Consider the following 20,034-nt stretch of genomic DNA (forward strand, 5'->3'; position numbering starts at 1 on the left):
CACTCGTTGTCAGCTGAGTCTGCCGACGGGCAGTGCGGTCGGCGCCCTTTCGAGCGCGCGCCAGCGCCACGCCAACAAGCCGACCGACAGCGCAGGCACCGCAACGGCCAGCAGCGCCATCGGCACGCCCAGCTGCGACAGCCCGTACAGGGCCCCGGTCAACGCTAAGAACGCGAGCACGGGCCATACCGTCGTCAGCACCTGCGGCGCACGCATGGTGGCGGTGCGGCGGGTGAGATTGACCGCCATCACGGGGAGCGCGGCCAGCGGCAGGCACAGCAGCCAGCGGTTGCTGGCCACCAGGCCCAATGCCAGGAGCACGAGGCTGGTGCCCAACCAGGCCCCGGCCGCGTTGCACAGATGGCCCACCGCCACGGCGCGGCTCAGCGCCACGCCGCGCGGCATGCCGGGCACCAGGCACAGCAGGGCCTGTTCGCGCCGGCTCTCCCATAACGCCGTGGGCAGCGCGAAGACGGGGTTGAAGCCCATGCTGGCGATGGCGACGCCCATGCCGAAGGCGCCAGGCAGAAACGCCTTCAGCGGCACGTGCATCACGAGGGACACCGCGGTGAATGCGATGAGCACCAGGGAGGCCAGCGTGCCAATGCCCATCAGCTGGTACATCCAATGGTGCGCGCCATGCAACACCACGTGGGCCCGGGCCATCACGCTGGCCGCGCGGCCGTTGTCGGCGCGTGCAAGCAGCCGGCGCTGCCAGGCGTCCACCACCGCGCCAAAGGGACGCGTCATCCATTCGATCGGTCGCCCCCACGCTGCCGCGTTGGCCGGCCGGCCGTCCAACTGCAGGCGCATGGCGCTGCGCATCAGCGTCTGGCGGGCGTAGCGGTCACGGTGACGGGCACCGCCGGCGTCGAAGGCCAGCACCACCAGCGCCGCTTGGATCAGCAGCCCGCCAACCACCATTGCGGCGGTGTGCGCGCTCCATAGCTCAGCCAGTGCCTGGGCAGCCGGTGCCAGCCAGCCGCTGAAAGCGCCCAGCAGCGGTGACATCAACGTGAACAGCAGCCACAGCCACACCATGCGCGACGACCACAGCAGAAACACGGCGATGAAGCCGCAGGTCAGCAGCAGCCCGGGCGCCGTGCCGCTGGGCGGAAAGATGGCCCACAGCAGCAGCGTGGACAGCCCTGTGCACAGCGTCCAGCCCAGCAGCGCGGCGCGCCTGAGCGTGCGCACGTGGCCAGGCATGGTGCGTGCGGTGGTCGGATGATTCTGTTCCTGCAGGCTACCGCACACAGCCAGCCAGACGCCCAGCCCCACCAGCAGCAAAAGGCCGGCCACCAACAGCCAGCCGGTTTCTGGCGGCAGCGCGATCAGCCCCGTCATGCCAATTAGCACCAACAGCGCCATCACGAGCCGGCGGCCCAGTGGTGCGTTGAGGTCGCGCTGCCGCCAGAAGGCCAGCAGCACTTGCGAGTAGCGCGCGGCGGTGCTCATCAGGTCAACTCCGTGAACAGGTCGTCCAGGCTCACGCGTTCGGCCGCCAAGCCGCTGGGCAGCTCCCCGCCGGCCGGCAGCCTTGCCAGCACGCGCTCGCGGCCGGCTTCCAGCGGCGTGCGCTTCAGCGCTTCAGCGTTCAGGCGCGCCATCAGCCCGGCCATCTCGGTGACGCTGCCGGTGAACGCGCGCACCTGGTCCAGCAGTTCGTCCAGCGGGGCTTGCAGTGCGATGCGCCCGCCGCTCAGGAAGGCGACATTGAAGGCCACGCGCTCCAGGTCGGACAGGATGTGCGTGGAGAACACCACGGTGGCCCCGCGGTCCAGCACCTGGCTCACCAGCTCGCGCAGGAAGTCGCGCCGGCCGGCTGGGTCCAGGCTGGCAACGGGTTCGTCCAGCACCAGCAGGTCAGGTTCGTGCGCCAGCGCGCGGATGATGGACAGGCGCTGCTTCTGGCCGCCAGAGAGCTTGCGGATGGGCTGGTCGCGCGCGATGTCCCAGCGCGACATCAGCCCGTCCACCTTGGCCTCGTTCCAGCGCGGGTAGAAGCTCTTGAAGTACGCCAGCAACTGGGCCGGCGTGAAGCCCTCGAACAGGTCGCTGTGCTGCGGCACATAGCCGATGCGAGCGCGGGCGTGGTCGTCCAGCGCGAGCGCGTCCTGGCCGAACAGGCGCACGGCGCCTGCGTCCGGCTCGCGCAGGCCGAGCAGCGCCTCCAGCAGCGTCGTCTTGCCGGCGCCGTTGCGGCCCAGCAGCCCCACCACCTGGCCGGGCAGCAGCTGCCAGTCCAGGTTGTTCAGCACGACGGGACCTTTGGGGTAGGACAGGCGCACGCCGCTGAGTTCGGCGCTGGCGGAGTCCGTGTGGGAGAAGTGCTGGCTCGTCATGGGGCGCTCTCGTCGAGGATGGTCTTGAACAGGTTCAGGGCCTGGATCTTGGTCAGCTGCAGCTGGCGTGCTTCGGCGGCTGCCTGGTGCAGCGTGGGGCGCAGCAGCTCCACGCGGTCGGCGGCGGACTGAGCGCGCTGGTGCTGCGCCGCTACCACCATGGACAGGCCGCGCCGGCGCTCCAGCACGCCCTCGCTCTCCAGCAGCGAATAGGCCTTGGAGATGGTCATCGGGTGCACGGCCAGCGACTGCGCCAGATCGCGCACAGACGGAATCTCGTCGCCCGCCCTGAGCTGACCGGCCGCCACGCGTCGCTTCACCTGCTCGACGAGCTGGCGGTAGATGGGCTCGGAGGAACCAGTGTTGATGTGGACGAAGTGATCGGAATCCATGCAAACTGCCAATGTGTACTAGTACGATAGTACACGTGGACAGTTGCCGTCAAGGCGAGTGCGACCGGTAAGGGGTTGTTCAGTGTCGATTTGTCGAAATTGTCGAAAACCATTCAGTTCTGAACTTTGTTCATTCAACTCTGAACTTTTTGGGCTCTCTTGAATTTCAAGTGGGCTGCCGGGCGTGCGGGTTGAACGCCTGGAAGTCCAGCTTGCCGGCAATGGATCGTCTCGCTTTGAGCGCCCGCTCGACTGGGCGGCTTGGGCTAATGGTAGGCCGCGACGCGCGTCCTGCAGCTCCTAAAGCATTTGGTGGGCCGGGGCAGGAAGGGCGGTGCCTGCCGGGCCTGTCGGCGCTGAGCTGGACTTTCAAGTGCCACGCGGCGACTTGGTCTGTGAAGCCAAAATTGCACAAAAGATCGTGTGTGTGTACTCTTGGCTTATGCCCAAAGCCGCCATTTCCGTAGCGAGCCTGCCCAGTCCTGTACAGATTTCGTTGGAAGTCCTTGGAGGCCATCTGCGGCTCGGCCGAAAGCGACGGAAGGAGTCGCTGCGGGCTTGGGCCTTGCGGATGGATGTATCCGTTCCGACCTTGGCCGCCATGGAGAAAGGCGATCCGCGCGTCAGCATGGGCGTGTATGCCACCGCTTTGTGGCTGCTCGGCCGCGATGGCGCGCTGCGGGATCTGGCGGCGCCAGAGCACGACGCCCAGGCTTTGGCGCAGGAGATCCTGGCCATTGAGAAGAGGGGGAGCCGCCGCAGTGAATAGCGCCTACAAGCCGCAAGACACCATGAGCCTGTGGTGGCTTGGTGACGGGCCGTCGTCGCCGCGAAGCGTCGGCCAGATCTTCCTGGCCGAGGGCAACCGAAAAGTCGGCCTGGCGTATTCGGCCGACTGGCTGCAGCACGGCTTCCCCCTCAGCGAAGACCTGCCCTTGGGCCGAGGCGTCTACGTGCCCAAGGAGCGAGACATGGCTGTCGGCGCCGTTGACGATGCGCGCCCGGATCGCTGGGGCGAGCGTGTGATTCGCAACCTCTACAAGCCCTCACGGCTGTCGGTGCTGGAGTGCCTCTACTTTGCGGGCGATGACCGCTTCGGCGCGCTCGGTGTCTCGACGGATGCTGGCGGCTACCGGCCCAGCAGCGGTGGGGCCATGGCGAGCTTGGCGAACCTCGATGACATGCAGCGTGCGGTTGCTGCGGTCCTGGCCGACGAGAAGCTGGACGAGCGGCTGGTGCGCTTGGTCAAGCCCGGGCCGTCGTTCGGCGGCGCTCGGCCCAAGTCCTTGATCGAGATGGACGGCGCGCAGTGGGTCGTGAAGTTCTCCGAAGGAGAGGACTTCAACACGGAGCTTGTCGAGCACGCCACCATGCGTCTGGCCAGCCAATGCGGGATCGACGTGGCGCAGACGCGCGCGTTGCCCTTGTCCCACGGGCACGCCCTCGCCGTGAAGCGCTTTGATCGCTGCGGCGATCAGCGCTCGCACGTGATCTCCGCCAACACCGTGTTGCGCGCCAACGGCCTGCCCATGGGCTACCCGGAGCTTGCACAGAGCCTGCGTCGGATCGGACGAGCGCAAGCCATTCGCGGGCAGCAAAAGGAGTTGTTCAAACGCATGGTCTTCAATATCTTGATGGACAACACGGATGACCATGAGAAGAACCATGCGTTCGTGCGCGCGGCCGACGGGTTCTACGACCTGTCACCGGCCTACGACGTCGTGCCGTCGGTTCAGGGGCTGGGCCAACAGCAGCTCAGGGTTGGCAAGGAGCAGGCCGATGCGTCGATGGAGAACGCGCTGTCGGAAGTACAGGCCTTCGGGCTCACCAAAGACACGGCCGTGGAGGCGGTCAAGCACGTGGCTGCCGTCGTGGATGGGTGGAAGAAGTTCTTCCAGGACCTTGGTGTACGCAATCGCGACGTGGACCAGTTGGCCCAGTACATCGATGGACCGAATCTAAAGGATCAGCGCGCCGAGTTCATCAACAGGACAACCCAGGGCCTCGCCAGGTAGCACGCGGGTGCGTGCGCCAGCCATAGACTGACCCTTTCACAGCACGCGTGCCGACCGCCCATTGACCCACTGACCGGGCGATTGCAGGTCGCTTGACGTTGCTGCTTGGCAACCGTCGTCGCCGGCAGGGGCATCTGAAGGTAGTCGCCCCAGGTCAATCCGGCGTCGGCGGCAACACGCATGGATGCCAAACCGGAGGTGCTGCGCGATGCCCTGCGCACCGACAACATGCCGGACGACTTCATGGCGCACATCGGCACGCTGCTCGATGAGGCGCCCATGTCGATGCTGGCCAAGGTCGTCGAGCAGATCCACGCCGACGACGGCATTCATCATGGAGCTGGTGTGGTCCAACATGCCCAGCCTGGCCAGGTCGTTGAAGCTCGCACGGGATATCGACCTGCAAGCGTGCTCAAGGATCAGCAGGCGATGCGTCGGCAGGATCGCCACGCCCCTGCGGGCTCAGCCTGGGTGAAGCGAGGCTGTCGTCCATGGGCGGTTTCCAATGAGGTCGCCGGATGCATGCGCTGGCTTGCCTGGAAAGCAGAACGGCGGGCCGGCAAGCACTGAACGCCAAGGTGGAAGAAGTGGGAGGCATCGGGAGGCCGATGGCCTGCTCGGGCGCGCGCCATCACGGGGTGATGGCAGTCGGGGACGCGGGACGGTGGGCAAGGACGGGGCCCATAAGAATTCGTAAAAGTTCAGCGTTGAATGAACGAAATCCGTAAACGTTCAGAGTTGAATGAATACGAAGTTCAGGACGCTTTGAGCATGGTTGGTACAAGTGCTTGATCCGGCAGTCGGTTGAGTTCAGAGCTCAGTGAATGTCGACAGTTGACGACGCAAGGATTGCTCACAGCTCGCTACGTTTGGCTCGGCAGGTCTGCTTAGAGTGGGCTTTCCTTCTTCTTCACGAGACCACCGATGTTGAGACTTTCGCCCCTGATCGTTGCCGGCAGCGCTCTGTTGCTGAGTGCTTGTGCCACCAAGGAATTCGTCAAGGAGACCGTGGCGCCGGTGCAGAGCAGCGTGGACGGCCTGGGCACCCGGGTGCAGGCGCATGACGAGGGCCTGAAGGCGTTGGATGGCCGGCTGACGGGCAGCGAGGCGCGCATCCAGGCGTTGCAGCAGGAGGCTGCCGCGCGAGCCGAGGCGGCAAAGAAGATTCCGCCGCCCAGCCTGCTGATGACCGTCATGCTGACGGACGACAAGATCAAGTTCAGCTCGGGCCGTGCCCAGCTCACCGAGCAGGCCGCTCGGGAACTCGATCAACTGGTCGCCAAGCTCAAGGCCGACAACCAGCCGGTGTTCGTCGAGATCCAGGGCCACACCGATTCGACCGGCAGCGATGCGGGCAACCAGCAGCTGGGCCTGAAGCGGGCCGAAGCCGTGCGCATGCACCTGGCGCGCGCCGGCATGCCACTGGCGCGGATGGCGACCATCAGCTACGGCGAATCTGCGCCGCTGGTCGACAACAACACCCGCGAGGGCCGCAGCACGAACCGGCGTGTGCAGCTGATCGTGATGCGCTGAGCGGGTTCGGCGGGCGGGTCGCCGGCGCCCCTTCGGCCCGGTGATCGCCCCGCACCGTGCACCTCAGGCGGAACTGCGCACAATGGGAGCTTCCCGTTGCTTCCTGAAGTCATCGCCATGCGCCGCCTGCTGATTGCCACCACCCTTCTCACCGCCTTCGCCGCCCATGCCCAGGTCAAGGTCGTCGACCCCTGGGTGCGGGCCACCGTGGCGCCGCAGCAGGCCACGGGTGCGTTCATGCAGCTGACCGCTGACAAGCCGCTGAAGCTGGTGTCGGTCAGTTCGCCGCTGACCGACATGGTCGAGATTCACGAGATGAAGATGGACGATGGCGTCATGAAGATGCGCGCTGTCGACGTGCTGGCGCTGCCGGCCGGCCAAGCCGTGGCGCTGAAGCCCGGCAGCTACCACGTCATGCTGATGGGGCTGAAGGGCCCCGTGAAGGCTGGCGACACCGTGCCGCTGACGCTGACGCTGGAAGGTGAGGACAAGAAGCGCACCACCGTCGAGGTCAAGGCGCAGGCCCGCACGAAGTAGGCGCTGCAACGGCTGCAAAAACCGCTTCAGTCTGGCGTTGAACTGCCGATACCAGCGCACGAGAGCCCGCAAAGCACACCATGATCAACGCCGTCCAGCCCGTTGCCAGCACCGCCGCCGTCACGTCGACGGAGGCGGTCGCGCCCGTGCGGCGGGTGGATGCGCAGCCGGCTGCCGTGGTGGTCAACGTGTCGCCCGCCGGCAGCCGTGCGGCCGGTGACTGGGCCAAGACGATCACCGGCGCGGTACATGCAGGCGCTGACACCAACCAGGACGGCACGGTGTCGGACCAGGAGCAGCAGACCGAGGCGGCGCTGTTGACCTTGCGCAAGGCGATGCTGCAGGGCGGCGCCCAACTGGATGAGGCGCGGCAGGCCTACGAGGCCATCGCGTCGCTGGCCGACGTGCAGCGCTGAATCAGGCCGTACCGGCGCGTGCCTGGACGGCGCCGGCCAGCTGCGGCCACAGCGGCTCGGGGAGGTCGTGGCCCCAGCCGGGAATGATCTTCAGCTGCGCGCCCGCAATGCGCCGCGCCAGGTCGTGCGCAGCGGCCACCGGGATCAGCGCGTCGCCCTCGCCATGCAGCACCAGCGTCGGCGCCGTGATGCGCGGCAGGCGCTCGGCGCGGTGGCGGTCGGCCGCGATAGCCACCAGCTGGCGCGCGGCCGCCTGCGGCCGGTAGGCGCGCTTCACGCCCTGCGCGATGCGCTCGCGCAAAGCGGCAGGCGCCGTGGGGAAGCCCGGGCTGCCGATGACGCCGTACAGCCGCACGAAGTGATCGAGGATGTTGGCGAGCTGCTGCTCCGGCGTGGCGCCGGGCCGCGGGCGCGACAGCAGCACGCGGCGCACCTTCAGGCTTTCCTTGGGCAGGCTGCGGTGGCCACTGCTGGTCATCATCAGCGTCAGGCTCTTCACGCGCTGCGCGTGCGCGAAGCCCAGGTGCTGCGCCACCATGCCGCCCATGGACGCGCCGCAGACGTGGGCGCGGTCAATGCCCAGCGCGTCCAGCACGCCCACGGCATCACGGGCCAGGTCGGCCAGCTGGTAGGGCGGCCGGATAGGCAGGCGCAGCGTGTGCAGCAGCGCCGCCAGCGGGATGTTGGGCAGGCCCAGGGCGTCGAACGACTGGCTGAGCCCGACGTCGCGGTTGTCGAAGCGGATGACGCGAAAGCCCCGCGCCACCAGCTCGTCGACGAAGCCATCGGGCCAGGCCACCAGCTGCATGCCCAGGCCCATGATGAGCAGCAGCGGCTCGCCGTCGTCAGGGCCTTGGATGTCGACTTCGATGCCGACGCCGTTGGCGCTGAGCTGCATCGCCCGGCCCGGGGGTCAGCCGATGTCGATCTGGCGCTCGACGACGCGCGACACCAGGCCGTAGGCGATGGCCTCTTCGGTGCCCATCCAGAAGTCGCGCTCGATGTCGATGCGCACGCGCTCCAGCGGCTGGCCGGTCTCGCGCGCGATGACCGCGGCAATGCGCTCGCGGGTGCGGATGATCTCCTTGGCCTGGATCGCGATGTCGCTGGCCTGGCCGCCGGCGCCGCCTGCGGGCTGGTGGATCATGAAGCGCGTGTTGGGCAGCGCGACGCGGCGCTCCTTGGGGACGGACAGGTAGATGTGCGTCGCGGCGCTGGCCACCCAGCCGGTGCCGACAACCGTCACCGGCGCGCGCACGAAGCGGATCATGTCGTGGATGGCGTCGCCGCTCTCCACATGGCCGCCGGGCGACGAGATCAGCAGCGTGATCGGGGCGTCGGACTCTTGCGACAGCGCCAGCAGGCGGCGGCAGGTGGTGTGAGCCATCTTGTCGTCGATCTCGCCGAAGATCATCACGAAGCGGCCCTTGAAGAGCAGCTGCTCTTCCATCTTCTCGGGGGCGTCTTTCTTGGCGGCCTTGTCTTCGGCGGCGGCGAGGGTGTGGTGTTGCATGGTCGGGGTCCGGGTTGAGGGCGATACCTTACCGCGAGAAGCGATACCGGCGTGAAAGCGTGGGCTCAAGCGTCGCCCAGGCGCCGCCACCAGACCAGGCAGGCGAGCACGTACAGCGCGGCGAAGCAGCTGGTGCTCCAGACGACGGTGCGCACCACGCGGTGCGACACGTAGGCCGGCAGCGTGGCTGGTGTCAATGCCCAGGCAGAGGCGGCCCCGACAATAACGGCCCCGGCCAGGCAGGCCAGCAGCAACCGCGTGCGACGCGTGTCTTGCGCCCGTGGCGCAGCCGTGGGCTGATCGCGCAGCGCACGCCAATACGCGATAGCAAGCAACCCAACCCCCACGGCGGTGCTCAGGTGCTGCAGCAGGTGCGTGACGTGGAACGAGCGGCCCGCAGCGTCCAGCAGCGTCTCGTCCAGCTCGGGCAACAGTTCGGCCCCCCATCGACCCTGGTGCGTGAATGAGTCCCACAGCACGTGGGTGGCCGCGCCCAGCAGGATGGACAGCACGGCCACCGCCGCAGCGAGCCACAGCGGGTGCGGCGACGGCAGCAACTGCGCGCGCACCAGGCTGCGGTGCGGCTGCGGCAGCAGCACTGTCAGCGGTCGCGCAAACCGCAGCAGCAATGCCAGCAGCAGCAGGCACACCGGCAGGCAGGCGGTGACGATGCCCCACGGCGTGTGGCAGAACGCCGACCACGGGCCGTGCATGCCAACGTAGTAGCTCATGTCGGGCGCCATGGCGCCGAGGATCAGCGCCGGCAGGGACAGCCAGCGGGGGCACAGGGAGCGCAGCGGCAGGATGGCCGCCGGGTGGGCGAAGGTCCAGGGCATGGGTCGGGCGTCAGCGGGTCAGGGGGAGGGCGCCGCAAGTACCGCGCCAGCAGGAGAACGCGGCCGGTCAGGCGCCGGGCTTGTAGAACCAGCGCCGCGCGCCCTTGGGCTCGAACGGAGCCCACGCGCCTTCCGGCTGTGCGAGCCGATCCGCCAGCGCATACAGCGCCAGCGGGTTCACGCCCAGGCCGATGTGGCTGGCCTGCACCTCGATGTTCTCGGCCAGCGGCGACGGCTCGTTGACGCTGCAGCGCCAGGCCACCACGCCGTCGGTCTTCGAATAGATGGACGTCGTCGGCACCGGCGGCGGCTGGCGGATCTGTTCCATCAGCGCATGGTCGTCGGCCACGGTCTGGCCGCTGACCAGCTCGAAGAAGCGCCATGCGTTGGTGGCGCGCGGGTGGCCGGTGAACGGCGTGCCCAGCGTGACGACGCAGCGCGTCAGCGCCGGGCGCAGCTTGGCCAGCTCGCGCGCATAGATGCCGCCCAGGCTCCAGCCCAGCAGACTGACCTTGCGGCCGCCGTGGCGGCGGTGCAGCTCGACGAGGTCGGCCTCGATGCGTTCCAGCACGCCCGCGCGCGGGCCGAAGTTGAAGCCCTGGCCCCAGGGCTGCGTGGCGTAGCCCAGCGAGTCCAGCAGCGCCCGCAGCGGCGCGGTGCTCAGGTCGTTGGCACCCAGGCCGGGGAACACCAGCACCGGGTGGCCGTCGCCTCGCGGGAACTTCTGCAGCTTGCGCATCCACGGCAGGGCGGCCAGCAGCGCCGCGTACTCCCATGGAGCCCGGCCTTCGAGCATCAAGAGCCACGCGTTCGGGGCGCGCAGGTCGTGCGTGTCGGGCAGGGCGGGCGTGGGTTTGGAGCGGCGCGGCGAGCGGGAGGCGGACATGCGGGGCGTGGCGGGGCAAGACCCGGTCATTGTCGGGCGGCTGCGACCTTCTTGCGGGGCGTGCCTGCCCGGGCGCGCGGGGCGGCCTTGGCGGCGGTGGCCGGCTTCTTCTTCGCCGGTGCGCGAGGCGGCTTGCCGGCCGCCGGTGCCTGCGCCACCACTTCGGCCACCGGCAAGGACTGGAACTCCATGAACGCCACTTCGACGTAGGCCGCCAGTTCACCGGTCTCCGGCAGCGCCTCGCCGCAGGCCATCAGCCCGATGTCCAGCGACTCGTTATAGGTCTGCACCGTCACGTTCAGCGCCAGGCCGTGCACGGCGATGGAGGTGGGGTAGTTGCTCAGCATCAGCGCACCGGCCAAGTACAGCGGCACTGGCGGACCCGGCACGTTGGAGATGACGATGTTGGCGATGACGGGCAGCTTCTCGGCCACGCGGGCGCGGCCGTACAGCAGTGCGCCGGCCTGCATCAGCCACGGGATGCCCAGGGACGGGAAGTCCGTGGGCATCAGACGCTTCAGATGGCCCAGCTGTGCCTTCATGGCGTGGCTGGATGCCATCACGTGCGCCAGCCGCTCGGCGGGGTCGGCCAGGTGCGTGCCCAGGCTCATCAGGCTCATCGTGGCCTGGTTGTTGGATGTGGTGTCTCCCGCCGTGCGCGTGGACACCGGCACGGCGGCGATCAGCGGCTTGCGCGGCAACGGCCCGTGCTTGGCGAGGAAGCGCCGCAGCGCACCGCCGATGACGAACAGCACGGCGTCGTTGAGGCTGGCGCCGTGGCTGCGGCGCGTGCGGTTCAGCGCGGCCAGCGGCAGCGTGACGCCGGCGAACGCGCGCGTGTCGGACAGGCTGACGTTGAAGCGCGTGCGCGGGGCCGGGCCCAGCTGCGACAGGCCAGCCGTGCCGCTCACCATTGCCGTGGTCTGGCTGGCCACGCCGGCGAGCAGCCCGCGCAGCTTGTCCAGCGTGGCGCCGCCGACATAGCCGGCCGCCATCTGGCCCAGCTGCCCCGCCGCGCCTGGCAACTGGCGCGCCAGCTGAACGGTCTGGCTCAGCTGCTGGCTGACGGCCGTGCGCAGCAGGCCCAGCGTGCCGGGGGCGTTGCGCTTCTTGACGCGCGCGGGGGTGGCGGGGGTGCTGCGCGGTTCGGGCTCGGTGTCAAGGATGACCTGCGCCAGCGCGACCGCCGCCTGGCCGTCGACGGCGGCGTGGTGCAGCTGCGTGTACAGCGCCACCCGCACCTGGCCCTCGGGCCCGGGCGCGAGGCCGGTGAAGACGTGGAACTTCCACAGCGGGCGGCTGCGGTCCAGCAGCTGCGGGTGCAGCGCGCCGACCTGGGCTTCCAGCTCGGCCATGCCGCTGTCCTCGGGCAGTGCGATCTCGACAATGTGCGCGTTGAGGTCCGGCTCGGCATCCACCCAGCCGGGGTTGGAAAGCCCCAGCGGCATGCCCAGTAGCTGGCGCCGCAGCGCGGGCAGCTGCGGCAGGCGCGAGCGCATGTGCGCGCGCAGGTCCTCGGCGTAGTCGCCGTCGTAGGCGGCTGGCAGTTCCAGCAGATGCAGCGCGCCCACATGCATGGGCATCTGCGGAGTCTCCAGGTACAGAAAACTGGCGTCGAGGCCGGCGAGCTGTTCCATGGGCTTGTCCCCGGTGTTTCAGCCCAGCATACCCGCCGGCACGACGGGCGACCCGCAGGCCCGCCCGGTCAGCTCACTCTTCCGGTACGAAGATCCACAGCAGGATGTACAGCAGGATGCCGCTGCCGAAGGCGAGGAACAGCACGACGAAGATCAGGCGCCAGATCCAGGAGTCCACGCCCGTGGCGCGGGCGATGCCGCCGCAGACGCCGCCGAGCCAGCGGTCCAGCCGGCTGCGGCGCAGGCTGTTGACCGCGTGCACGGCCGGCGCGGGCGGTGCGCCGTCAGTGGCCTGCGTCTGTCTGCCCAGCACGCGGGCCTTGGCCTGCGCGAACTCCTCGTCGCTCAGCGCGCCGCGGGCATGCAGGTCGGCCAGCTTGTTGAGTTCGTCAGCGTCGTTCATCAGGGGCTCCTTTCGGTGTTGATGGAGCGAAGCCTAGCGAGGTGGCGAACACCGGCCAGCGGCTTGCGACAGTCGGTCGAATCCGTGGGCCACACCCGCGGATTGCGGCGTTCAACGGCCCGCCTGCTTCGTCGCGTCGATGTCCACGAATTGCCAGAAGTCCTGCCAGAACAGCGGCCGGCGGTAGCCGCTCATCCAGGGCTGCTCGATGTCGGTCAGGATGCGGTGCGTGTGGATCTTGTACGGCACGTAGGCCACCGCCAGGCGCTTGGCTTCCTTGAACAGGGCCTCGCGCTCGGGGCCGTCGGGCAGGCCCTGCATGCGGTCGTAAATCGCGTCGAAGCGCGCGTCCTTGAAGCGCGGCAGATTCTGCGTGCCCGACGCGGGGCCGTAGTAGCGCTGCAGCGAGCCCTGGCCATCGAGCTGCGCCGCCGTCGAGCCCACTGGCCACATCTGGTAGTTGCCGGCCTGCGCGGCCTTCAGGTTCTCGGGCCACTGCTGGATCTTCATCTGCAGCCGGATGCCCAGGTCCTTCAGTGCCTTGTCCCACAGCGTGTCGATCTCGCGACTCTGCGCGTCGGACTGCGTGTTGCGGGTGAGCACCAGCGCGGTGCCGTCGGGCAGGTCACGCCAGCCGTCGCCGTCCTTGTCGACGTAGCCATACATGTCCAGCAGGGCGCGGGCGCGGGCCGGGTCGAAGTCGCTCATCTCGCTCTTGAAGGCGGCGTCGAACCCCGTGGTGTGAGGCACGACGGGGCTCTGCGCCGGCACCGCTCGGCCGCGGCGTGCCAGCTGGATCTCGCGCTGAACGTCGTAGCTCAGCGAGATCGCACGGCGCAGCGCCACCTTGTCGGGCGTCATGCCGCCGATGACCGGGTCGTCCATGTTGAAGCAAGTCAGCGTCATGTCCGGCGCCAGCGTGAACACGGCCTGCATCCCGCGCTTGGCGAGGTTGGGCGCCAGTTTGCCGCCCGGCGCGGCCTGCGTGATGAACTCCTCGGGCACCTTCTCGATGAAGTCGTGTTCGTTGGCCAGGAACGCCAGCCAGCGGGGTTGCCGCTCGACGATGACGTCGATGACGACGCGGTCGATCATCGGGATGCGCCGACCCTTGAACTTCGCCAGGATGGCCTGACCCTCGGCGTCATTGGCCGCCGGCTGGGCGTCATAGAAGCGCTCGCGGTAGGTGGGATTGCGCTCCAGCACCATCTGCGAGCTGCGTCGCCAGCCGGTCAGCTTGAAAGGGCCGGTGCCAACCGGGTGCTCCATGATCTTGTCGCCGTAGAACTCGACGACTTCGCGGGCCACGGCGCCGTAGAGGTCGTTGTTGGCGAAGATGGACTCGATCAGGCGCGGCCGTGGCTGCGCGGTCTTGACCTGCAGCGTGTAGCGGTCCAGCGCCTTCACGCCCTCGACTTCGGTGTCGTAGGGGAACGCCTGCTTGGACCGGATGATCCGGGTGCGCAGCTCGGTCAGGCCTTTGATGCCGGCATCCTCGTAGCTGATCCAGCCCTGCGCGTTGTTGGCCGGGTCGGCGAAGCGCTTGATGCTGTAGACGAAGTCTTGCGCGGTGACCTCACGCCGCTTGCCCTTGAAGGCGGGGTCGTCGGCGAAGTAGATGCCGGGCCGGACCTTGATCGTGAAGGTCTTGAAGTCCTCGCTGATGGTGGGCGGCCCTTCGGCGATCAGCGGCACCGCGCGCGCGGGCCGCGCCAGCGGGTCGTAGGTGTAGAGGCTCTCGAAGATGTGGGCCGTGATGGTGCGCGAGTAGATGTCCGACAGCTTCACGGGGTCGAAGCCGGTCTCGGCGACCATGAAGGCGTAGCGCAGCGTCTTGAGCGGCGCCTGTGCTGGCTCGGCGGCGCGGGCGGGCGTGGTCAGGGCGACGGCGGCGAGCGCCAGCGCGGCGAGCAGTTGCTTCATCACTTGGCCTTCGGGATCGCGGCGGTGTCGATGTCGATGTACTTCCAGTAGTCGCGCACGAAGATGTTGCGGCTGTAGCCTTTGACCCAGGGCTGGGCCATGTCGGTCCAGATGCGGTGCACGTGGAACTTGTAGGGCGCGTACGCGATCAGCAGGCGCTGTGCCTCCAGCATCAGCGCGGCGCGCTCGGGGCCGTCGGGCAGCGTCTTCTGTTTTTCGTAGAGGGCGTCGTAGGCCGCCAGCTGGAAGCGCGGCTTGTTGGCCTTGCCCTTGGCCGCGCCCGAGCCCAGCGCGAGGAAGGTGTCGCCATCGGGCGTCGTGCCCACCCAGCCCACGCCCCACATCTGCAGCGCCCCGGCGTTGGCGGCCTTCAGCTGCTCGGGGAACTTGCCGATCTTGAACGTCATGTTGACGCCCAGCGCATCCATGTTCTTCTTCCACTGCTCGGCCAGCTGGCGGCGTTCGCCGTCGGCCAGCGTGGAGTACTCGATTGCGAAGGGCTTGCCGTCCGGCAGCTCGCGGTAGCCATCGCCGTCCACGTCCTTGTAGCCATACATGTCCAACAAGGCCTTGGCCTTGGGCAGGTTGTACTCGGTCATCTCGGACTTGAAGGCCGGGTCGTAGCCGAACGCGACGGTCGGGATCGGCCCCTGGCTCTTCAGCGCCTGGCCGCGGCGCACCAGGCGGATTTCCTTGTCCAAGTCCACGGCGAGATTGATGGCGCGGCGCAGCGCGATCTTCTCCGGCGTGTAGCCGCCGATGACCGGGTCCTCCATGTTGAAGTAGCTCAACGAGATGTCGGCGCGCGGATAACGCGTCATCGTGATGCCCTGCTTGGCCAGGTTGGGCGCCAGCTTGTTGCCGGGCATCGCGATGCCCGCAAAGTCGATGGGCACCTCCTCGATCATGTCGGCCTCGCCGTTCAGGAACGACAGCCAGCGCGGCTGGCTCTCCTCGATGATGTCGATGACCACGCGGTCTACCATCGGCAGCTTGCGGCCCTGCAGCGCGGCGACCTCGGCCTTCAGTTGCGGGCTGGCGTCGGACGGCGCCACTTCGGCATAGCGCACCTCGCGGAAGTGCGGGTTCTTCTCCAGCACGATGCGCGAGCTGCGCCGCCACTCACCCAGCCGCCAGGCGTTGGTGCCGACCGGGTGCTCCATGATCTTGTCGCCGTAGAACTCGACCACCTCGCGCGCCACCGCGCCCAGGAAGCCGGCGTCGCTGAACTGGTAGACGAAGCGGGGATCGGGCACGCCCAGCTTGATCTGGAACGTGTAGCGGTCCAGCGTCTTCAGACCCTCGACGACGCGGTCATAGTCGAATGGCTTCTTGGCCTTCATCAACGCTTGGCGCAGCTCCGACATGCCGACGATCTTCACGTTCTCCAACAGGTAGAGGTTGGGGCTTTTCCACTGCGGGTCGTAGTGGCGCTTGACGCTGTAGACGTAGTCCTCGGCGGTCAGCTCGCGCTTCCTGCCCTTGAAGGCGGGGTCGTCGGCGAAATAGATGCCCGGCTTGACCTTCATGGTGATGGTCTTGAAGTCGGCGCTGATCTCGGGCATCGCCGCCAGCGTGCTGGGCCGCAGCTTGAACGGCCGGGCGCCGAAGTCGTATTCCAGCGGCGCGTCGAAGATCGCCGCGGCGATGGCCTTGGAGTACAGGTCGGAAATCTGGGCCGGGTCGAAACCGGTCTCGGCGACCTTGAAGGCCTGGCGCAGCACCCGGTCCTGGGCCTGGGCCGGGGGGGCGGAAAAGGCGCAGGCCAGCAGCAGGCCCGTCAACAGTGCGTAGAGCTTCATCACCACGGTGCAACGTCGAAAGACGCGCAGTCTAGGCTCGCCCGGCGCGAAGGCTCGCATAGACTCCGGGCCGATCTGGTGTAGCCCCGCATCGCCGCGGGGTTTGTGGTTTCTGAGGACCCTCGATGGCGGCCTATCTGATCCGACGCCTGTGGCAAATGATCCCCACCCTGCTGGGGGTCGTGCTGCTGGTGTTCTTCCTGTTCAAGTACTTCGGCAGCGACCCGGCCATCATCCTGGGCGGTCTGAATGCGAGTCCCGAGCAGATCGAATCCATCCGCGAACAGCTGGGCCTGAACAAGCCTGTCTGGGAGCAGCTGTGGATCTTCATCCAGAACATCGTCACCTTCGAGTGGGGCAAGAGCTGGGCCACCAACGAGTCGGTGGCCAACCTGTTCGCCACCCGGCTGCCGGCCACGCTGACCGTCACGGTGCCCATCCTGATCCTGGAGGTGCTGCTGGCCATCCCGTTTGCGATGGCCGTGGCCACCGTGCGCGGCAGCCTGACGGACCGCACCGTGATGGTGTGCTCCACCATCGCGGTGTCCATCTCGCTGCTGGTCTACGTGATCCTGGCGCAGTACTTCTTCGCGTTCCGGCTGGGCTGGTTCCCGGTGCAGGGATGGACCAGCAACCACTGGACCAACCTGACCACCTACGCGCCGCTGCCCATCCTGGTGGCCGTGGCGGTGTCGATGGCGCCTCAGATCCGGCTGTACCGCAGCTTCTTCCTCGACGAGATCGGCCACGACTACGTGCGCACTGCGCGCGCCAAGGGCATGACCGAGCGCACCGTGCTGCTCAAGCACGTGCTGCGCAACGCGATGATCCCCATCCTGACCAACGTGGCCGTGCTGCTGCCCGGCGTGCTGGTGGGCTCCTTCCTGCTGGAGGTGTTCTTCTCCATTCCGGGTCTGGGCCGCGAGCTGCTGCTGGCCGTCAACCGCGGTGACTACCCCGTCATCCAGGCTTTCGCCATCTACCTGGCGGCGTTGACGATGACCGTCAACCTCGTCGTGGACCTGCTCTACAAGCTGGTCGATCCCCGTGTGGTGCTGAAGTGAGCGCGATGTCCAACTCCTCCGGCGGCGTCTGGGCCGCCTCCTGGCGCCGGCTCAAGACCGACCGCGTCGGCGTGTTGTCGATGTGGATCGTCGGCGCCTTTCTGCTGCTCGTACTGCTGGCCGCCACCGACCTGGTCGCGTCCAAGTGGCAGGACGAGATCGGCGTGCCCAACGCGCCACCCACGTTGCTGGGCCCGCAGCCGGCCGAGGACACCGGCACCATCGCCGCGCCTGCCGGCCCCAATGTGGACCTCAGCGACATCGACCCGCTGGCGCCGCGCTACGCCGAATGGGCCGAGCGAGCGGCCAAGTTCAAGACCGAGGAGACCACGCGCGCCGAGACGCTGCCGCTGGGCGGCGACCGCTTGGGTCGCGACGTGCTGGCCAAGGTCATCAAGGGCGCCGAGATCTCCATCTTCGTGGGCCTGGCCGCGGCGGTCGTCGCGACGCTGATCGGCACGCTGCTGGGCGCCATCTCCGGCTTCTTCGGCGGCAAGGTGGGCGATTTGCTGGAGTGGGTCTACAACGTCTTCACTGCCATCCCCAGCATCCTGCTGATCTTCGCGTTCGCGGCCATCTTCCACCGCGGCGTGGGCTCGGTGGTGCTGATTCTGGCGCTGACCGGCTGGACCGGCATCTACCGCCTGATCCGCGCCGAGTTCATGAAGCACCGGGTGCGCGAGTACGTGCGCTCGGCCGAGGCCATCGGCGCGAGCCAGTGGTCGCGCATGTTCAAGCACATCCTGCCCAACGTGTCGCACGTGGCGCTTGTGCAGCTGTCGCTGCACGTGGTGAGCTTCATCAAGAGCGAGGTCATCCTGAGCTACCTGGGCCTGGGCGTGGGCGTGGACCAGGTGTCGTGGGGCACCATGCTGGCCGAGGCGCAGAACGAGCTGATCCTGGGCTACTGGTGGCAGCTGACCGCCGTGACGGTTTGCATGGCCATCTTCGTCACCGCCTTCGCGCTGTTCACGGATGCGTTGCGCGACGCGCTCGATCCGAAACTGCGGGGCCTGGAGTAAAGCCATGCTGTTGAGCATCCAAGACCTCAAGGTCGCCTTCCGCATGGGCAAGGTCGACGGCGTCATGCAGCGCCAGCTGGCCGTCAAGGGCGTCAGCTTCGACGTGCCGGAGAACAGCACCGTCGCGCTGGTCGGCGAGTCGGGTTCGGGCAAGAGCGTCACCGCCATGTCCATCCTGAACCTGCTGCCCAGCAACGCCGAGCGTGAGGGCCGCATCCTGTTCCAGGGACGCGACCTGCTGCAGACCAGCCTGCCGGAACTGCAGGCCATCCGCGGCAAGGACATCGCCTGCGTGTTCCAGGACCCGATGAGTTCGCTGAACCCGGTGTTCGACGTGGCAACGCAGATCTGCGAGCCGCTGGTGAAGCACATGGGCATGAGCCGCCGCCAGGCGCTGGTGCGGGCCGAAGAGCTGCTGCACGAGGTCGGCATCCCGGAGCCGAAGCGGCGGCTGAAGGCCTACCCGCACGAGATGTCCGGCGGCCAGCAGCAGCGCGTGATGATCGCGGTCGCGCTGGCCTGCAGCCCGAAGTTGCTGATCGCCGACGAGCCCACCACGGCGCTGGATGTGACCATCCAGCGCCAGGTCATGGAGCTGATGGCGCGGCTCAAGGAATCGCACCAGATGAGCCTGCTGTTCATCTCGCACGACCTGGGCGTGGTGGGCGAGATCTCTGACCATGTCGTCGTCATGCGCCATGGCCAGATCCGCGAGAAGGCGCCGGTCGCGCAGATCTTCAACGACCCGCAGGACGCCTACACCAAAGCGCTGCTGGCCTGCCGACCGTCGCTGACCGAGAACCCGGCGCGGCTGATGGTGATCGACGACCACATTGCCGGCCGCGCCGCCGCCAACGAGGCCGTGGCCAAAGACCCCGACGCGCCCGTCGTGCTGGAGGTCACCGGCCTGCGCAAGAGCTTCTGGCTGAAGGACGGCCTGTTCGGCAAGCGCGAGTTCCAGGCCGTCAAGGACGTGAACTTCAAGCTGCGCAAGGGCCACACGCTGGGGGTCGTGGGCGAGTCCGGCTCGGGCAAGACCACGATGGGCCTGACGCTGCTGCGCCTGCACGAGCCCACCGGGGGCCAGGTGATGTTCGAAGGCAAGGACCTGCTGAAGATGAGCGGGCCCGACTGGCAGCAGATGCGACGCCGCATCCAGGTCGTGTTCCAGAACCCCTACGCGTCGCTGAACCCGCGCTTCACCATCGGCCAGACGCTGCGCGAGCCGATGGAGATCCACGGCATTGGCGCCGGCACGGCCGACCGCGAGGCGCGCGCCGTCGCGCTGCTGAAGAAGGTGGGCCTGGACGAATCGGCCATGGCCAAGTACCCGCACGAGTTTTCCGGCGGCCAGCGCCAGCGCATCGCCATCGCGCGCTGCCTGACGCTGCAGCCCGAGGTGCTGGTGCTGGACGAGTCGGTGTCGGCGCTGGATGTGTCGGTGCAGGCCCAGGTACTGAACCTGCTGAAGGACTTGCAAGACGAGTTCGGTCTCAGCTACATCTTCATCAGCCACGACCTGGCCGTCGTCAAGTTCATCTCCGACGAAGTGCTGGTCATGCAGAACGGCGACGTGGTCGAACAGGCCGCCACGCGTGATCTGATCGCCGCGCCGCGTGAGGAGTACACGCGCCGCCTGCTGGGCGCCGTGCCCCGCGGCTACCAGGGCCAGCCGGGCTGAGGCGTGACCGCGACACCGCGTGTAATTTG

The 20,034-nt window shown here is 67.9% G+C and carries 20 protein-coding genes; 9 read left to right on the forward strand and 11 right to left on the reverse strand.

Annotated elements, in window-relative coordinates; translation table 11 throughout:
• Window positions 1–9: 9 nt before the first annotated feature.
• Genes ACG02S_RS00695 through ACG02S_RS00705 form a run of 3 tightly spaced genes read right to left on the reverse strand, consistent with a single transcriptional unit; the run spans window position 10 to window position 2,737 of the window.
• Window positions 10–1,458 carry a hypothetical protein gene (locus ACG02S_RS00695; RefSeq protein ID WP_394468515.1) on the reverse strand — a complete coding sequence of 483 codons (1,449 nt, stop codon included), beginning with the start codon at window positions 1,456–1,458 and terminating at the stop codon, window positions 10–12.
• Window positions 1,458–2,345, reverse strand: coding sequence for an ABC transporter ATP-binding protein (locus ACG02S_RS00700; protein WP_394468516.1), 888 nt, complete (start codon window positions 2,343–2,345; stop codon window positions 1,458–1,460). The genes ACG02S_RS00695 and ACG02S_RS00700 overlap by 1 nt, the downstream gene beginning before the upstream one ends.
• Window positions 2,342–2,737, reverse strand: a complete 396-nt coding sequence (locus ACG02S_RS00705) for a GntR family transcriptional regulator (RefSeq protein ID WP_394468517.1) — start codon at window positions 2,735–2,737, stop codon at window positions 2,342–2,344. Before ACG02S_RS00705 ends, ACG02S_RS00700 begins: the two co-directional genes overlap by 4 nt.
• Window positions 2,738–3,110: 373 nt before the next feature.
• Here ACG02S_RS00705 and ACG02S_RS00710 point away from each other — a divergent pair, with 373 nt between their 5' ends.
• The 6 genes from ACG02S_RS00710 to ACG02S_RS00735 all read left to right on the forward strand — a co-directional run bounded on the left by ACG02S_RS00710 (window position 3,111) and on the right by ACG02S_RS00735 (window position 7,238).
• Window positions 3,111–3,506, forward strand: a complete 396-nt coding sequence (locus tag ACG02S_RS00710; RefSeq protein WP_394468518.1) for a helix-turn-helix domain-containing protein — start codon at window positions 3,111–3,113, stop codon at window positions 3,504–3,506.
• Between the two features lie 22 nt (window positions 3,507–3,528).
• The gene (locus tag ACG02S_RS00715; RefSeq protein WP_394468519.1) at window positions 3,529–4,752 is read left to right on the forward strand and encodes a type II toxin-antitoxin system HipA family toxin; all 1,224 of its coding nucleotides are present in this window, start codon (window positions 3,529–3,531) and stop codon (window positions 4,750–4,752) included.
• 180 nt (window positions 4,753–4,932) lie between these two features.
• Window positions 4,933–5,322 carry a hypothetical protein gene (locus ACG02S_RS00720; RefSeq protein WP_394468520.1) on the forward strand — a complete coding sequence of 130 codons (390 nt, stop codon included), beginning with the start codon at window positions 4,933–4,935 and terminating at the stop codon, window positions 5,320–5,322.
• A 354-nt stretch (window positions 5,323–5,676) separates the two neighbouring features.
• On the forward strand, window positions 5,677–6,285 hold the full coding sequence (locus tag ACG02S_RS00725) for an OmpA family protein (protein WP_394468521.1): 609 nt from the start codon (window positions 5,677–5,679) through the stop codon (window positions 6,283–6,285).
• Window positions 6,286–6,402: 117 nt separating this feature from the next.
• A complete protein-coding gene (locus tag ACG02S_RS00730) occupies window positions 6,403–6,822 on the forward strand; it encodes a copper chaperone PCu(A)C (RefSeq protein ID WP_394469290.1) in 420 nt (139 codons plus the stop codon).
• An 80-nt stretch (window positions 6,823–6,902) separates the two neighbouring features.
• Entirely contained in the window at window positions 6,903–7,238 is a 336-nt protein-coding gene (locus ACG02S_RS00735; protein ID WP_394468522.1) for a hypothetical protein, read from the forward strand.
• A gap of 1 nt (window position 7,239) precedes the next feature.
• Here the strand turns inward: ACG02S_RS00735 and ACG02S_RS00740 are convergent, their stop codons facing one another.
• The 8 genes from ACG02S_RS00740 to ACG02S_RS00775 all read right to left on the reverse strand — a co-directional run bounded on the left by ACG02S_RS00740 (window position 7,240) and on the right by ACG02S_RS00775 (window position 16,238).
• The gene (locus ACG02S_RS00740) at window positions 7,240–8,136 is read right to left on the reverse strand and encodes an alpha/beta fold hydrolase (RefSeq protein WP_394468523.1); all 897 of its coding nucleotides are present in this window, start codon (window positions 8,134–8,136) and stop codon (window positions 7,240–7,242) included.
• 15 nt (window positions 8,137–8,151) lie between these two features.
• A complete protein-coding gene (locus ACG02S_RS00745; protein ID WP_394468524.1) occupies window positions 8,152–8,751 on the reverse strand; it encodes an ATP-dependent Clp protease proteolytic subunit in 600 nt (199 codons plus the stop codon).
• Between the two features lie 65 nt (window positions 8,752–8,816).
• On the reverse strand, window positions 8,817–9,587 hold the full coding sequence (locus ACG02S_RS00750; RefSeq protein ID WP_394468525.1) for a DUF4184 family protein: 771 nt from the start codon (window positions 9,585–9,587) through the stop codon (window positions 8,817–8,819).
• 67 nt (window positions 9,588–9,654) lie between these two features.
• Window positions 9,655–10,473, reverse strand: a complete 819-nt coding sequence (locus ACG02S_RS00755) for an esterase/lipase family protein (protein WP_394468526.1) — start codon at window positions 10,471–10,473, stop codon at window positions 9,655–9,657.
• A 26-nt stretch (window positions 10,474–10,499) separates the two neighbouring features.
• A complete protein-coding gene (locus ACG02S_RS00760; protein ID WP_394468527.1) occupies window positions 10,500–12,110 on the reverse strand; it encodes a wax ester/triacylglycerol synthase family O-acyltransferase in 1,611 nt (536 codons plus the stop codon).
• A 73-nt stretch (window positions 12,111–12,183) separates the two neighbouring features.
• A complete protein-coding gene (locus ACG02S_RS00765) occupies window positions 12,184–12,513 on the reverse strand; it encodes a PspC domain-containing protein (RefSeq protein WP_394468528.1) in 330 nt (109 codons plus the stop codon).
• A gap of 111 nt (window positions 12,514–12,624) precedes the next feature.
• The gene (locus ACG02S_RS00770) at window positions 12,625–14,436 is read right to left on the reverse strand and encodes an ABC transporter substrate-binding protein (RefSeq protein WP_394468529.1); all 1,812 of its coding nucleotides are present in this window, start codon (window positions 14,434–14,436) and stop codon (window positions 12,625–12,627) included.
• A complete protein-coding gene (locus ACG02S_RS00775) occupies window positions 14,436–16,238 on the reverse strand; it encodes an ABC transporter substrate-binding protein (protein WP_394468530.1) in 1,803 nt (600 codons plus the stop codon). Before ACG02S_RS00775 ends, ACG02S_RS00770 begins: the two co-directional genes overlap by 1 nt.
• Before the next feature lie 125 nt (window positions 16,239–16,363).
• Here ACG02S_RS00775 and ACG02S_RS00780 point away from each other — a divergent pair, with 125 nt between their 5' ends.
• Genes ACG02S_RS00780 through ACG02S_RS00790 form a run of 3 tightly spaced genes read left to right on the forward strand, consistent with a single transcriptional unit; the run spans window position 16,364 to window position 20,005 of the window.
• Window positions 16,364–17,302: an ABC transporter permease gene (locus tag ACG02S_RS00780; RefSeq protein ID WP_394468531.1), complete on the forward strand. Its 939-nt coding sequence runs from the start codon at window positions 16,364–16,366 to the stop codon at window positions 17,300–17,302.
• A gap of 5 nt (window positions 17,303–17,307) precedes the next feature.
• Entirely contained in the window at window positions 17,308–18,324 is a 1,017-nt protein-coding gene (locus ACG02S_RS00785; RefSeq protein ID WP_394468532.1) for an ABC transporter permease, read from the forward strand.
• Window positions 18,325–18,328: 4 nt separating this feature from the next.
• Window positions 18,329–20,005, forward strand: coding sequence for an ABC transporter ATP-binding protein (locus tag ACG02S_RS00790; RefSeq protein ID WP_394468533.1), 1,677 nt, complete (start codon window positions 18,329–18,331; stop codon window positions 20,003–20,005).
• Window positions 20,006–20,034 lie beyond the last annotated feature (29 nt).

This window comes from Pelomonas dachongensis, assembly GCF_043555865.1.
GTDB classification, from domain to species: Bacteria; Pseudomonadota; Gammaproteobacteria; order Burkholderiales; family Burkholderiaceae_C; genus Pelomonas; species Pelomonas dachongensis.

Coding starts and splice junctions, on each gene's coding strand:
- ACG02S_RS00750 (WP_394468525.1), bottom strand. CDS start 9,587: ATGCCCTGGACCTTCGCCCACCCGGCGGCCATCCTGCCGCTGCGCTCC.
- ACG02S_RS00720 (WP_394468520.1), top strand. CDS start 4,933: ATGGATGCCAAACCGGAGGTGCTGCGCGATGCCCTGCGCACCGACAAC.
- ACG02S_RS00775 (WP_394468530.1), bottom strand. CDS start 16,238: ATGAAGCTCTACGCACTGTTGACGGGCCTGCTGCTGGCCTGCGCCTTT.
- ACG02S_RS00760 (WP_394468527.1), bottom strand. CDS start 12,110: ATGGAACAGCTCGCCGGCCTCGACGCCAGTTTTCTGTACCTGGAGACT.
- ACG02S_RS00735 (WP_394468522.1), top strand. CDS start 6,903: ATGATCAACGCCGTCCAGCCCGTTGCCAGCACCGCCGCCGTCACGTCG.
- ACG02S_RS00705 (WP_394468517.1), bottom strand. CDS start 2,737: ATGGATTCCGATCACTTCGTCCACATCAACACTGGTTCCTCCGAGCCC.
- ACG02S_RS00715 (WP_394468519.1), top strand. CDS start 3,529: ATGAGCCTGTGGTGGCTTGGTGACGGGCCGTCGTCGCCGCGAAGCGTC.
- ACG02S_RS00740 (WP_394468523.1), bottom strand. CDS start 8,136: ATGCAGCTCAGCGCCAACGGCGTCGGCATCGAAGTCGACATCCAAGGC.
- ACG02S_RS00780 (WP_394468531.1), top strand. CDS start 16,364: ATGGCGGCCTATCTGATCCGACGCCTGTGGCAAATGATCCCCACCCTG.
- ACG02S_RS00755 (WP_394468526.1), bottom strand. CDS start 10,473: ATGTCCGCCTCCCGCTCGCCGCGCCGCTCCAAACCCACGCCCGCCCTG.
- ACG02S_RS00745 (WP_394468524.1), bottom strand. CDS start 8,751: ATGCAACACCACACCCTCGCCGCCGCCGAAGACAAGGCCGCCAAGAAA.
- ACG02S_RS00700 (WP_394468516.1), bottom strand. CDS start 2,345: ATGACGAGCCAGCACTTCTCCCACACGGACTCCGCCAGCGCCGAACTC.
- ACG02S_RS00770 (WP_394468529.1), bottom strand. CDS start 14,436: ATGAAGCAACTGCTCGCCGCGCTGGCGCTCGCCGCCGTCGCCCTGACC.
- ACG02S_RS00765 (WP_394468528.1), bottom strand. CDS start 12,513: ATGAACGACGCTGACGAACTCAACAAGCTGGCCGACCTGCATGCCCGC.
- ACG02S_RS00695 (WP_394468515.1), bottom strand. CDS start 1,458: ATGAGCACCGCCGCGCGCTACTCGCAAGTGCTGCTGGCCTTCTGGCGG.
- ACG02S_RS00790 (WP_394468533.1), top strand. CDS start 18,329: ATGCTGTTGAGCATCCAAGACCTCAAGGTCGCCTTCCGCATGGGCAAG.
- ACG02S_RS00730 (WP_394469290.1), top strand. CDS start 6,403: ATGCGCCGCCTGCTGATTGCCACCACCCTTCTCACCGCCTTCGCCGCC.
- ACG02S_RS00725 (WP_394468521.1), top strand. CDS start 5,677: ATGTTGAGACTTTCGCCCCTGATCGTTGCCGGCAGCGCTCTGTTGCTG.
- ACG02S_RS00785 (WP_394468532.1), top strand. CDS start 17,308: ATGTCCAACTCCTCCGGCGGCGTCTGGGCCGCCTCCTGGCGCCGGCTC.